Origin of the sequence: Brevibacillus sp. AY1 (genome assembly GCF_029870785.1) — a bacterium.
GTDB lineage: Bacteria > Bacillota > Bacilli > Brevibacillales > Brevibacillaceae > Brevibacillus > Brevibacillus invocatus.
On sequence record NZ_JAFLPN010000012.1, the window covers coordinates 1 to 12,117 of the forward strand.

19 protein-coding genes are annotated in these 12,117 nt (G+C 45.5%); 10 read left to right on the forward strand and 9 right to left on the reverse strand.

Going from position 1 to position 12,117, the window contains the following annotated elements; all coding sequences use genetic code 11:
• The coding region (locus tag JZI27_RS11790; protein WP_280207683.1) for an ATP-binding protein at window positions 1–92 on the reverse strand (92 nt) is incomplete at its 3' end.
• On the opposite strand from JZI27_RS11790, the gene JZI27_RS11795 reads away from it, so the two are divergent.
• The gene (locus JZI27_RS11795) at window positions 48–587 is read left to right on the forward strand and encodes an SDR family NAD(P)-dependent oxidoreductase (protein ID WP_280207627.1); all 540 of its coding nucleotides are present in this window, start codon (window positions 48–50) and stop codon (window positions 585–587) included. The genes JZI27_RS11790 and JZI27_RS11795 overlap by 45 nt on opposite strands.
• Window positions 588–719: 132 nt before the next feature.
• Window positions 720–1,205, forward strand: coding sequence for a hypothetical protein (locus JZI27_RS11800; protein ID WP_122909728.1), 486 nt, complete (start codon window positions 720–722; stop codon window positions 1,203–1,205).
• Between the two features lie 302 nt (window positions 1,206–1,507).
• Here JZI27_RS11800 and JZI27_RS11805 read toward each other — a convergent pair whose 3' ends face one another.
• The 4 genes from JZI27_RS11805 to JZI27_RS11820 all read right to left on the reverse strand — a co-directional run bounded on the left by JZI27_RS11805 (window position 1,508) and on the right by JZI27_RS11820 (window position 4,130).
• Window positions 1,508–1,960: a GNAT family N-acetyltransferase gene (locus JZI27_RS11805; RefSeq protein WP_251245395.1), complete on the reverse strand. Its 453-nt coding sequence runs from the start codon at window positions 1,958–1,960 to the stop codon at window positions 1,508–1,510.
• Window positions 1,961–2,077: 117 nt separating this feature from the next.
• Entirely contained in the window at window positions 2,078–2,398 is a 321-nt protein-coding gene (locus JZI27_RS11810) for a hypothetical protein (RefSeq protein WP_251245394.1), read from the reverse strand.
• 226 nt (window positions 2,399–2,624) lie between these two features.
• Window positions 2,625–3,674, reverse strand: coding sequence for a copper amine oxidase N-terminal domain-containing protein (locus tag JZI27_RS11815; protein WP_122909725.1), 1,050 nt, complete (start codon window positions 3,672–3,674; stop codon window positions 2,625–2,627).
• Between the two features lie 237 nt (window positions 3,675–3,911).
• Window positions 3,912–4,130, reverse strand: coding sequence for a hypothetical protein (locus JZI27_RS11820; protein WP_251245393.1), 219 nt, complete (start codon window positions 4,128–4,130; stop codon window positions 3,912–3,914).
• A 250-nt stretch (window positions 4,131–4,380) separates the two neighbouring features.
• On the opposite strand from JZI27_RS11820, the gene JZI27_RS11825 reads away from it, so the two are divergent.
• A complete protein-coding gene (locus JZI27_RS11825) occupies window positions 4,381–5,073 on the forward strand; it encodes an arginase family protein (RefSeq protein WP_280207628.1) in 693 nt (230 codons plus the stop codon).
• Between the two features lie 166 nt (window positions 5,074–5,239).
• On the opposite strand, the gene JZI27_RS11830 is transcribed toward JZI27_RS11825, so the two are convergent.
• Window positions 5,240–5,404, reverse strand: a complete 165-nt coding sequence (locus JZI27_RS11830; protein WP_251244589.1) for a hypothetical protein — start codon at window positions 5,402–5,404, stop codon at window positions 5,240–5,242.
• Between the two features lie 171 nt (window positions 5,405–5,575).
• Between JZI27_RS11830 and JZI27_RS11835 the strand changes: the two genes are divergently transcribed.
• On the forward strand, window positions 5,576–5,755 hold the full coding sequence (locus JZI27_RS11835; RefSeq protein WP_122909722.1) for a hypothetical protein: 180 nt from the start codon (window positions 5,576–5,578) through the stop codon (window positions 5,753–5,755).
• 113 nt (window positions 5,756–5,868) lie between these two features.
• Entirely contained in the window at window positions 5,869–6,162 is a 294-nt protein-coding gene (locus JZI27_RS11840) for a hypothetical protein (protein WP_280207629.1), read from the forward strand.
• A gap of 3 nt (window positions 6,163–6,165) precedes the next feature.
• On the opposite strand, the gene JZI27_RS11845 is transcribed toward JZI27_RS11840, so the two are convergent.
• Window positions 6,166–6,867, reverse strand: a complete 702-nt coding sequence (locus JZI27_RS11845) for an SAM-dependent methyltransferase (protein WP_280207630.1) — start codon at window positions 6,865–6,867, stop codon at window positions 6,166–6,168.
• Window positions 6,868–6,950: 83 nt separating this feature from the next.
• Complete coding sequence (locus tag JZI27_RS11850) at window positions 6,951–7,568, reverse strand: substrate-binding domain-containing protein (RefSeq protein ID WP_280207631.1); 618 nt, start codon at window positions 7,566–7,568, stop codon at window positions 6,951–6,953.
• Between the two features lie 48 nt (window positions 7,569–7,616).
• On the opposite strand from JZI27_RS11850, the gene JZI27_RS11855 reads away from it, so the two are divergent.
• The 4 genes from JZI27_RS11855 to JZI27_RS24920 all read left to right on the forward strand — a co-directional run bounded on the left by JZI27_RS11855 (window position 7,617) and on the right by JZI27_RS24920 (window position 9,950).
• On the forward strand, window positions 7,617–8,072 hold the full coding sequence (locus JZI27_RS11855; RefSeq protein ID WP_122909719.1) for a CoA transferase: 456 nt from the start codon (window positions 7,617–7,619) through the stop codon (window positions 8,070–8,072).
• A gap of 74 nt (window positions 8,073–8,146) precedes the next feature.
• Complete coding sequence (locus JZI27_RS11860; RefSeq protein ID WP_183185109.1) at window positions 8,147–9,277, forward strand: GAF domain-containing sensor histidine kinase; 1,131 nt, start codon at window positions 8,147–8,149, stop codon at window positions 9,275–9,277.
• Window positions 9,278–9,305: 28 nt separating this feature from the next.
• Entirely contained in the window at window positions 9,306–9,797 is a 492-nt protein-coding gene (locus JZI27_RS11865) for a response regulator (protein ID WP_338068321.1), read from the forward strand.
• Between the two features lie 12 nt (window positions 9,798–9,809).
• On the forward strand, window positions 9,810–9,950 hold the full coding sequence (locus JZI27_RS24920) for a LuxR C-terminal-related transcriptional regulator (protein ID WP_338068320.1): 141 nt from the start codon (window positions 9,810–9,812) through the stop codon (window positions 9,948–9,950).
• A 104-nt stretch (window positions 9,951–10,054) separates the two neighbouring features.
• Here the strand turns inward: JZI27_RS24920 and catA are convergent, their stop codons facing one another.
• Window positions 10,055–10,723, reverse strand: a complete 669-nt coding sequence (gene catA / locus JZI27_RS11870) for a type A chloramphenicol O-acetyltransferase (protein ID WP_280207632.1) — start codon at window positions 10,721–10,723, stop codon at window positions 10,055–10,057.
• A 357-nt stretch (window positions 10,724–11,080) separates the two neighbouring features.
• Here catA and JZI27_RS11875 point away from each other — a divergent pair, with 357 nt between their 5' ends.
• Entirely contained in the window at window positions 11,081–12,079 is a 999-nt protein-coding gene (locus JZI27_RS11875; protein WP_280207633.1) for a LacI family DNA-binding transcriptional regulator, read from the forward strand.
• Window positions 12,080–12,117 lie beyond the last annotated feature (38 nt).

The window sequence follows — 12,117 nt, forward strand, 5'->3', positions numbered from 1 at the left end:
ACGGAATAGCCATGATGGCAAGCTTCCTTCCCGAGTGCAATGGAGAGATGAGTTTTGCCAGTGCCAGAGTTTCCATTTACGGAGCCGTTCATATATTGGTAAATAATGCTGGCGGAGGAATTAAGCAAAGCACATTCATGGATATGACTGAGGAACTTTGGGACGAGACGTATGCATTGAATGTAAAAAGCATCCTTCTTTGTTCCCAGGCGGTGTTAAAAGACATGCTATCTCGAAAAAGCGGTAAAATCATTAATCTTTCTTCAGCAGCGGCTCGGATTGGAGGTGCGGGTGAAAGTATCCACTATGCTTCAACAAAAGGTGCAGTAAACACGATGACAGTTGGGATGTCAAGGGAGTTTATCGAACATGGGATAATTGTAAATGGGGTTGCCCCCGGAATGGTTGAAACACCGTTCCATGATAAGTTTGCCCCTGATGGCAACCGCCTCGAACTATTAGTAGCCTCCGTGCCGATGGGACGTGCTGCAACACCATACGAAATTGCAGAGGTCATCAGCTTCCTTGCATCCGATGCATCTAATTATATATTGGGTGAAACGATTACCGTGAGCGGCGGTAGATGAGAATACGTACAGTGCAAGCGAAAGAAGGGTCTTGGCTTTTTTATACATGTTGACCTTTGCAATTTCGCTGATGAGTCAATGGAAATGATATGATAAACTGGAAGCTAACGATAGAGGAAAGGCTGATTGTACATGAACCCAAAAATGACAAGAGCCGGACTTGTTACAGAAGTGATCCAGTACATTGCGGGAGCAATTTTATTGCTATTTGGACTGATTATGATCTGTGGGGCACTTGCTTCCGAACAAACAAAGTTGACCGTAACGGAAGATTTGGTACTTTTTCTTCTGATTGGAGTTCTTCCAGTACTGTTAGGTGGCTGGTTATTGTTTGCGGCAAAAAACAATTCCAAGCTCCGAAAATTAGATGCATTGGAAAATTTGGTGCTTCAGATTGCTTCGCGTAACGGCGGCAATTTAACCGCTTCCGAACTGGCGATGAATTCAAAGCTGTCGATCACGCAGGCAAATGAAGTGTTGGGGCATTTTACGAAGCAGAACGTAGCCTACCTCAAAATAGCGAACAATGGGACGTACGTGTATCAATTTGAGGGAATCATCAGTCAGCAGGACAAAGATCAGGCAGAATCGTTGAAATCCTTGATTTATAAAGAATAGCTTCGTCTGCAATTGATGGCAGAAACCTCAACCTTTCGTGGATGAGGTTTTTTGGTTTGTTCCGTAACCCTCATTCGGAAAAGGGAATAAATGAACTAACCAATCGATATGTAAAAAAACACCCGAATCAATGGAATGTTTGAGGGTGTTGCAGTTCAAAAAGATCGAGGAAGTTACCCTGTTTCATGGACATTAAGAATCAAAATAAATTCCTCCACTTCTACGCCACGTGCGTTTGAAAAGCCCTTGTCTTCTTCGATAATCATGAGGAGGAGATGTTCGTACATCCGATTAGTAAATGCTTATGTAGATCCATCAACCATTGAAAGACATGACATTATTTCGCCCCATGAAGCTTTACCAACAACTTTAAATCCAAGTTTTTCATAAAGACTGGCTGCGGCTTTATTTTCAGGGTGGTAGGCTACCATAATGTTTGTTGTATCAGGCTTTTCTCTGATTCTGTCAATAACCTGTTTCATGGTTTCGATCCCGTAACCTTTCCCTTGGTGATTGGAATCGATCATAAGTCTATAAATCCAGTATTGCGAATCGTCGGGATCTATTCCAAACATGACAAATCCAACCATAGCTTGATCCTTGTACACGGCAAGTGTTTCGAAATTCGGTAAAAATTTTGACTGAGCTAAGGAATACAGATTAGAAGCGATAAAATGTTCTTGGTCCTCACTGGGTTGTAACTGAATGCATTCTTCCCAGTTTTCAGAAGTTATTTCCTTTAGGAGAAGAGTCATGATAGTGCCTCCTTCATTGTTTTTAGGAAAATTATACTACGTCGATGAATGGAGAATACGGAGCTTATCAAAATGTCTATGATGAATTGCTGCTCTCGGGCGTGGAAGACACCATTGCTAATGATTCGGACGTGCTGTCTTATCTATATGAACGGTTCCAAGAAAAGAAACAAACACTTCCGTTTTTTGACGATATTCGGGTGAATCAGGAGGAAGTAGTCCACAGCCGTACTCAATTTCAATGCTTCTACCAAAGGGAACTTTGACTGATTGAAGTGCTTTATCGGTACCACAGCCATCGGTCGTATTCTTCCAAGCTTGATTAAAGCCGGTTATTGCAGTATGTCTTGCGTAGTTGTCTGTGATCCAAGGAGAGAAATAGCTAATGACGATGGCAAGCATTGTAACAACAACAAGAAATACGTATCTCCAGTTCACGGTAACCACCTCTTGAAATCATTATGCCATAAGAACAAGAGGGTTTTACAAATTTTTGAAGTTTCTGAATTTCCATCGCTTATTAAACCCCATTATTTCCTCCAAGTGTTTACGGTATACTAGACCTTTCTGATTGCGTGAGCAGTAGGTTAGCCAAAATAACCCCAAAGAAAAAACAAGGCCCTCTGCAATTGACTCAGAGGGCCATCGATATTCGAGCAATGGATCATTTTATTCTAGTACCATACTCTTCCATCCCAAAAGAATAGAATTTGATCTCATTTTCATTGATTTTTGAGACGTACCAGTCAAATTCGTATTTCGCTTTTAATAAGACGATTCTTCCATCAGGTTCTGCTTTCCATTGGCCAGTGATCGTACCTCCTGTTGTTTGCCACGAATAAGTGCCGTTAGCCAGGATGCTGAGGGTGTATCCTTGTGCCCCTTTACTATATTCCTGGGTAATCGTTTTCGATCCATCACCATGAGTGGTTGTTCCAGTAGTGGCAAATCCACCAGGAATCCAGATCGACCAGTTACCGACAAAAGAGCTGGTTTGGTTGATGGGCTGCGTTTGTACGGGGACAGCATTGGCTTTACTGGCATCGAGATAAAAATACAACCATTCGTCAATCGTCACTTTTGTGGTAGTGGTTTCAAAATCGACTTTGTATTGGAGAGCTTGGGGTAGTAAATGGAGTGGAATAAAGGTATGGCCATTCACGATTTTCGCCGCTGCTTCTAATTTGACCATGTTGCCATTCACCATTGCCATATCGTTATTCAGGATCAGGTGAACGATGGTATTTTCTTTTCGGAAGGTCAGCAATTGTTTGATTGGATCAAATTGCAGTTCTACTCCAAGCGGTTCTAAAACATCACGTGCAGGGATGAGGATTTTTCCATTCTCAATGACTGGTGATACTGCTGGTTGAAGCAAGGTTGGTTGCTTTGGTGCGTGTATGCCATCGGGTACGGATACTGGCATTTGAGGAGACGGAGAAGTGGATGGTGGATTGTCTTGCCACAGATTTTCTGACCACAGTCCGTTGTTTGGAGGGGGAGTAGGTGAATTTGGAGGTGGATTGTCCTGCCACAAGTTTTCAGACCATAGCTCGGTGTAAGGGTTCTCAGGATTTTGTGTAGACGGTTGTTGGTTAGTGGGTGAACCCAGTTGCCAATCTCCATCCGACCATACATCTGCTGCATGAGCAAGAGGCACAACGCTTAGACAAAAAAAGAAAAGGACAATAATGGCTGCTATTTTTCTTAGCATGTTCTTTCAGATCCTCCTTTTGCTGATATACAATAAGGGTAGCATTAAATACATAATATTCACACAAAATGGTTTCGACAATGAAATCTTGATATGAAGAGCACGAAATACGCGTGGTTTGTCTGAGCGGGAAATGTACTTGAGGAAGCCATTTAGAGGCGATCTTGGTACTAGCTTCAGCATGTGGGGAGTAGGGATAGAGGAAAAGCCCTTAGAAGAACGTCACGAAAACGAGGGCTACTCCGGATAGTGTAGCCCATAGCCAAGAAATAGCTCAGAGATGTAGTGATAGACCCTCGTGTGAACCTCAGGGAAGACAAACGCCACTTCACCCTCATTGAGCTTCCACTTTTCAGAAGACTGCTCGATCCAATACGGTACGTACATGATGTCCAGTGAGTCTTTCAAGTAGCCAACATCACTACTAGGGACAGTGTAGTAAAAAGATATGGTCAAAATGATCACTCTCCTCACAGCCAGTATGCCACAGGAAACAGGATAAAAATAGCATACGGAGGGGAGCAGAATGATTTTTTCTGTGAAAACTTTTTTGTATATGAGGTGTTCAGCGTATTTCCGCAGTGGCAAGGTTCGGGAAAGAATAAAGATCTGCTGGAGGGTGCGTTATTTATTCGGGATCGTTGGTTAGCGAATGAAAAAGTAACGCAGGTAGAGATAAGGATAGATAGCCAATTGGAATTGGAAAATGATATTCTCCACTCAGATTCTTCAGCAATTAAAAGAAGCGGCTCGCGTGATCAGCGAGGCGAAGCCAGGTGCCATTTTCACCATTGGCGGAGATTGCGGTATTGAAGTCGCTCCCGTATCTTATTTGAACCAAATATACGACGGTGATCTAGCTGTGGTTTGGCTCGATGCACATGGAGATCTCGATACCCCTTCCACTTCGCCGAGCAAGCTCTTTCATGGTATGCCGCTGCGAGCTTTACTGGGCCAGGGGGACGAGGAGATCCTCAAGCAGTGTTTTTCCACTCTTTCCGTCGATCAAGTCATCCTTGCAGGTGTCAGAGATTTGGATGAGCCTGAAGAAAGCTATATTCAGCAGTCATCTATGCGTGTATGGACGGTAAAGCAATTGGAAGAAGGCAGCAGTGAGCTTATAGAATGGATCAACATGCGAGGATTCAGCCATGTCTATATTCATGTAGATTTGGATGTTCTCGATCCGGGTCATTTTCCTTTTACCATGTGCCCGACGCCAAATGGATTGGGTGTCCATGCATTAATGAATATAGTAGAGGAGCTGCAGAGGAATTTTCAGGTTGTTGGGTACAGTGTTACAGAATTTGCCCCCAAGGGTCAGGATGAGATTGATACGTTGCATAAGCTGATTGAATACGGATGCTCGATTCATACAGAAACCGAACAAAAAACCTAACTCATAGACAATCTCGTGATTGCGAACAGCTGCCTAAAGAATGGAAAGCGTGCTAGTACAGAAGCAAATCGGGCATGCTGCGCTGCTGCTCACGTGGATGTAACTTTAAGGGTACTAAAAACATGAAAAAAAGCCCTTCTGGAAAAAGATGGGCCTTTTTTCGTTCCTATTCTTCAGGTGTCCGATCCAGAAAAAGCTTCGTGACGGAAGTATAGTCACCCTTCTTGATTTCTTCAGCGGTAGCCTTTTCTTCGAGAGGATCATGACCATTCATGCTTGGGGCTACAGTTGGCTCGTCTTTGGTGCTCGTTTCCTCTTTGTCTTTGTCCATGGGATGATCCACCGCCTTTGCTGCTAGTTTGTGGAAATATGGCTGATTCTATGCTCCTTCTGTCCGAAATCGGCTAAGGGAATACAACCAGAATCCCGATATCACTAAGGGAAGGGAAAGCAGGATCACCCATTTTCGATTCGCCAATAATCCGATAGAGGAGCAATGAACATGAGAGTGGAGCAACAGCTGGTATTTCATTTTGAAAAAGGAGATACCGTGACCGTGAAGACAACAGAACCGGAAGAAATCATTCAAATGATCGCCAATCAAAATGATGGATGGCTTCAATACGACGATGTTGTCATTAATGTGAAGAACGTCTCGTATATCCGAATCCTGAGCGAGTAGCCCCTGCCAGTACCACGACATGATGAAGAAATGCCGAACACAAGACAAGGTGCAGCGCGTTTGCTGCCGACACCTTGTCTTTATATGTTCCATTCGTTTGGAGGGAATGAAGAATGAATCGATCCTTTCATCTGGAGCAAGTTGGGAAAGAGGAAGACCTTTACGCTACAAATGGAGAAGCTACTTCAGGATTTGGTCTGTTTCGTTTAACGAATGAGCGCTATCCAGATCTGAAATGCCCAGATGGCTTAGCCGATGCGCATGGAAGGGATATCTTACGTTTTCTTTCAGTAAGCGATATTTATCTCTACAGAAATCCTTATGACAAAAATGATGCGCAATTTGGAGCAAGCGTTTTAGCCAGTATGGAGTGGGAGTTTGTCACAGTCTTTTTAGCTAATCGCTAATGCTTAATCTAACCTTTGCATGCGAAGCATCGTACGGGCACCCTTCTGGAATTCGTAAGAGGCTTCACATTCTTCAGCACTCCATCCTTGACTGCGGACAAAATCGAGTAAGCAATCCATAGACGCATACCGTCTGCCAGATAAATCAACCAGAGGGAAGATGCGAATTTCTGAGCGAGTTACCCTCATCAGCTCGTGGATGGTCTGTACATGAAAAGCGTAATCCAGCCTGTCTGCATACATAAACAGGAAGTGTGCTGACAAGGTTATATCAAATTCCTGCACGGAGAAGGGGAGCTGTGGCAGTGTCGCGGGAACATAGCGTTCTGGTCTGGCTCTCATATCCTTGACACATGCTGTCAGTGCCATCGATCTGTGCTGCTTCAGCTCAGCTACAGACCGGAACTCATTCCATACATAGTTGCTTTGTGTTTTTCCCATCTGTTCCATGGCGTGTTCGATATCCAGAAAGCCCTTGTTCTCCAACTCAGAAACAGAGTGATCGTAGGCGATGTCCGTTGCAGTCACGTCCAATCCGTTCCTTCCGGCGATTGCCGTAAATGAACAAGCACCAGCAGGACAATCCAGCACCCGTTTTCCTGTTAGCTCTTCTTGTGTCAAATCGAACATCTTCAAGTACTCGTCGAACGTTCTCCCGATAAATACAATGCGATTGATATCCAGCTTTACTCTCTCTCGGCTCATCTCAGCTCATCTCACCTTTCTCATTTTCATACAGGGTACTCGTTTAGCATACTACAGCAATCTAGAAATTAGGAAGGATTTCCCTATCGATGGCGATTCTTCATGAACTCCACAAATCCCCGTACCGCTGGCAGCCTCATCAACTCTTTTCGATAAAGAATCCAGGTTTTCCACATGATCGGCTCCGAGTCGAGAGTCGTCAAATTCCATTTATACAAACCATCTTTTGGATCAAATACGCTACTCGGAGCGATCGTATAACCCAGGTCATTCTTGACCATGCGTTTGGCCACCTCCACATTGTCAACAGTCATCGAAATGAAAGGAGGGGTCGTAAAGTTTTCCCTCCACCAGTTATCGATCACGATGTTGAGTGAGGGCTTAGGCTCATAATCAATACGAGGCATGGCAGGCAGATCGTGCAGTCCTACCTTCTCTTTGGCAATCACACAGATCGTCTCATTCGCAATAATCTCTTTTTCGTCCGGCCAATGCTGGATACCCCGAACGATGGCGACATGCGTTTCTTGCCGATGCAAGGAATGGGTGAGATCCAGATTGGACCCGGTCGTCACTGTAAAATCCACGTTGGGATACTGAAGCCTGAAGTCTCGTAGCAGCGTAGGCAGCTTGTAGAAAGCAAAGGACTTGGTCACGGCCAGCTTTAGCGTGCCGGACACCTTTCCTTCCAGATTCAACAAGGTATCTTTCGTCTCCCGGAGCTTGGCTAGCATACGGTAGCGGAGGGGATGAGCGGTTTTACCTCGGTCAACGGATCTGCTGATGGCCCCCCCACCTTGCCTGGCATGGCATTGGCAGATGGAGTGAGCGGTGCGTTCGGAGCGTTGTCTCTGATGATTGCCCTCCATGAGAGGGCGAACAATCCTGAGAGAAAAGGACAGTGCATCGACATCTCTCTTTATGAGCCATTGATGAGACTGCTCGAGCCGCATATTGTGGCGTACGATCAGCTGGGGATTATCGCCAACCGCGTAGGCAATGGAAGCCTGTCAGTCGCACCGAGGAATGCGTATCAAACGAAGGAAGGCAAGTGGGTCGCCATTTCCGGAGCTGATCGTTGTCCGAATAATTACCTGCACAAGTATTGGTTCGTCAAGGCAGAGCTAGCTAGAATGGAGCAAAAAACCATCAAGCGGAACGATTCTATGAACAGGCGATCACGGCTGCACGTCGCTATGGACTGATTCATGACTATGTGGAACGGGCTGATTATCTATCAGTTGTGATATCTGCTCAAGCCTTGTCAGGTGAAATGGAGATGGGCAAACTACTGAGCACATTGATGCGCATCATGCTTCAAAACGCTGGGGCGGAATACGGTGCACTCCTATTCAAAAATGAAGTCTGGATGGTGGAGGCGTATGGCAAGGCAGAGAAGCTGCAAATCGAATCGATTCCGCTGTATGCAGCAGAGCATCTGGTTCCGTCAACGATTATTGAATTTACTGCAAGAACGAAACAAGCCGTGATCCTGCATGATGGTGCAAAAAACAGCATGTTCCAGCGAGATGAATACGTCAAGAAAAAAGAATGCAAATCCGTGCTTTGTTTGCCTATTACCTACCAGAACGAATTGATTTGTCTGTTGTACGTGGAGAATAATTTGTCCAAAGGGGTATTCACAAAGGAACGGCTGGATGTGCTAAAGCTGCTTAGTTCCCAATGTGCTATCTTCATTACCAATGCCAGGCTGTTTGCGCAAATGCAGTTTTTAAATGACAACCTGGAGAATCAAGTTGCAGAACGAACAAGCAGCCTGGAGAAATCGATGAAAGCGACCTCCGAAGTGCTGGCAGAGATGACAGTGTATGCAGAGCGCAATCGAATTGCCCAAGAAATCCACGATATTGTCGGTCACACGCTAACCTCGACCGTTCTTCAGATCGAAGCTGGGAAGCGATTGCTGCATAAAGATATGGACAGCGCTGTCGGGCGTTTGCAGGAAGCGCAAGATCTCGTCCGACACAGTCTCAGCGAGATTCGCAATTCTGTTCACATGATGAAAGAGGACCGATATTATGACATTGGCCAAGCCCTGCAACAGCTGATTCAAGATACGGAACGGAACACAGGAGCGGTCATACATGCAGAGCTGGATTCCGTAGAGCGCTTGCCCTTGATTCATAAAAAAGTTCTCTATCATGCTTTGCAAGAAGGTTTGACCAATGGTATTCGACATGGCAAAAGCACTGAATTTCGTTTTTACTTGTATAATGACGGGGCGAACGTACAATTCACCCTCGCTGACAACGGAGTGGGTGCCAGCAATCTTGAATTGGGATTTGGTCTAAAAATGATGAAAGATCGTGTTCAGCAACTAAAAGGTACATTATCCATTGAGTCCGAACCCAATGAAGGGTGTTTGCTGCGCATCAATCTGCCATACTGAGTGGATGAGATGGGGGATGGGGTACAAGATGATAAAGATAGTCATAGCCGATGATCAGATGTTAACAAGAGAAGGCTTGCGTACCATACTGGATTTGGAGGACGATCTGGAAGTCGTAGGAGTCGCCAGTAATGGGGTGGAGGCTATTGAGTTGACGGCAAAACTTTGTCCAGATCTCGTGATCATGGACATTCAGATGCCCATTATGGACGGAATTACCGCTCTAAAGCAAATCAAGCAAAACTCACCGCAAACCTTCATCCTCATCTTGTCTACGTTTCTCGAGGACAACTATATTATTGATGGCATGGCGAGTGGTGCAAGCGGCTATTTATTGAAGGATATGGATACAGATAAAATGATCGCGGCGATCCGTGATACCGTCTTGGGACAATTTATCTTACCCTCAGCCGTTGCTTCCAAATTGGCGAGCCGCATGTTGCACATGTCTCATGATCAGCATCACTCATCCACGTCCAAAAGCTTAAAGATTGAGCTGACAGATCGAGAAAAGGAATAGGCTGGACTGATCATGAAGGGGTATAACAACCGTGAGATCGCTGCAGAGTTGTATATAGCCGAGGGCACAGTGCGCAATTATATCAGTAATCTCTATCGAAAACTGGATGTTGTCGACCGCGTTCAGGCAATCGTGCGCTTACAGGCATTGTGATCTAAAGGGGTATGGAATGATACGATGTTTTCTACTTGAGTATAAAATCAAAAACCTGCCAAACACCAAAAGGAAGTGTTTGACAGGTTTTGTTTTTTTATCTCTTACACAATAGATCCTCCTGGCAACCATTTGCTGCAATCGTCAGCCCGCTCTTGCAGCTCATTGAACAGGACGCCTGCATGATAGCCGTCGCATACGGCGTGGTGGAGCTGTACCGACAAGGGGAGGAGAGTTCTGCCGTCCTGCTGTGAATATTTTCCCATTGTAAAGATAGGCAAAAGATAGGTCCCTTCCGTGTAGATGTTCAGGTTAAAAGCAGTGAAGCTGACCCACGGAATCGAAGAGATGGGAAACGTGTTCGGCGGCTCGTCTGTCTTTGCAACGAACTCTCGAATGTCCCCGTATTGTTCCATGTCATCCAGATAGTCCTTGTAAAACGCGAGGAAGTCATCGCTGTAGGGAGTCCAGATGGTTGAAAAGCTTTTATCCTCATCATGAAAAACGGTAAAGGACGGAGACATGCTCTCCCAGTACCCGAGCTTTCCTTCTTCATCCACGCAGGTGCGAAATTCGCTGTGTCGGTTTACTACAGTGGTAATCATGTGAATCAGTGCCGGGTAGAGTTTGATTCCTTTGCTTCGCAATTCCGTCAGCAGTTGGGTAATGTCCACGCTGGCTGTCATGCTGTACGTGCATCTGACTTGATCGTAATAGTGATCAAAATACGGTTTTCTACGCCAGCTTTCGACATCAATCAGTTTGAATTTCATCGCGGATAAACTCCTAAAATGATCAGCTAGTTCAGATTAGGAGGTTATATCAACTGCTTTTACCATATCCTCATCCCATTCCTCGAAAAATTTTCTCCTGTCTGCCAGGGGAACTCGCAGCCTTGTTTTGATTGATTATTCCTCAATCACCAAGCCTTTTCCTCTATTTCCCGACATCCATTCTTCCTGTTACCGAAATCAATTTGGTCATTTCAGACTATAAACACGATATTGACTAGATAGCAAATTCAGATTATTTTAATAGTAACCGGTTACATGCGAATTGATAATTGTGTTGTTTAAATAGTGATAGATTGTGTAAACCGGTTACACATAGTCGGTGGTGATTGGAAAAGTATGAAGGCAACGATCAGAGATGTAGCCAAGCTGGCGGGTGTTTCCGTAGCGACGGTGTCCCGGGTGATGAATAAAAAAGGATACGTGAACAGCGATACCGAGCTAAAGGTCATGAAAGCGATGAAGCAGCTGCAATTTGAGCCCAACCAGATGGCGAGGGGATTGGCAGGTAAACGAACGAAGACGATCGCGTTGATATTGCCGGATATCTCCAACCCGTTTTTTCCCGGGCTCGCCAGGGGTGTCGAGGATATTGCGCAAAACAACGGCTATACCGTGATACTGTGCAACTCGGACGATATGGGAGTAAAAGAACGCTCCTACATCGAGGTATTGAAAAAGAAATACGTAGACGGGATTATCTTTGCTACCAATAATCTGGTACGAGAAGACCTGGAACGGATGGAAGAGGCGCGGATTCCTTTTGTGATGCTGGACCGAGCACCCAATATGGAGTCTGGATGCGTCATTAAGGTCGATAATTTCGGAGGTGCAAAGACGGCTGTCGAGCATCTGCTGGAGGCAGGCTGTAAAAAAATTGCTCACGTCTACGGTCCTCAGGAGCTGGTCACAGCAAAGGAGCGTCTCGCGGGCTACGAGGAAGTGGCGAGGCAGCATCCCTGGTACACCCCGACTCTGATGATCCCTGGAGATTTCACTATCGATGGAGGCATCCGAGCAGTAGACGCCTTGCTCAGCAAGCATCCGGATGTGGATGGTGTTTTTGCGGGCAATGACTTGATGGCGGTGGGTGTTCTGAAAGAGTTGAACCGCCGGGGCGTATCCGTACCAGGGCGAGTGAAGGTTTGCGGCTTTGACGGCGTCAATCTGACGGAGATTACCCAACCGGAGCTGTCTACGATTGCACAGCCAATCTATCAGATCGGGGAGCTGGCGGCGAACAAGCTGATTGAGCGAATTGACCATTCTAGTAGCCATTATGAAACCGTAGAGCTGGGTGTCTCGCTTATTGTCAGGGGGTCCACACAGAAAGCATGATGACTCTCCCAGACAAGATTCCGACTGTCGATGAACCC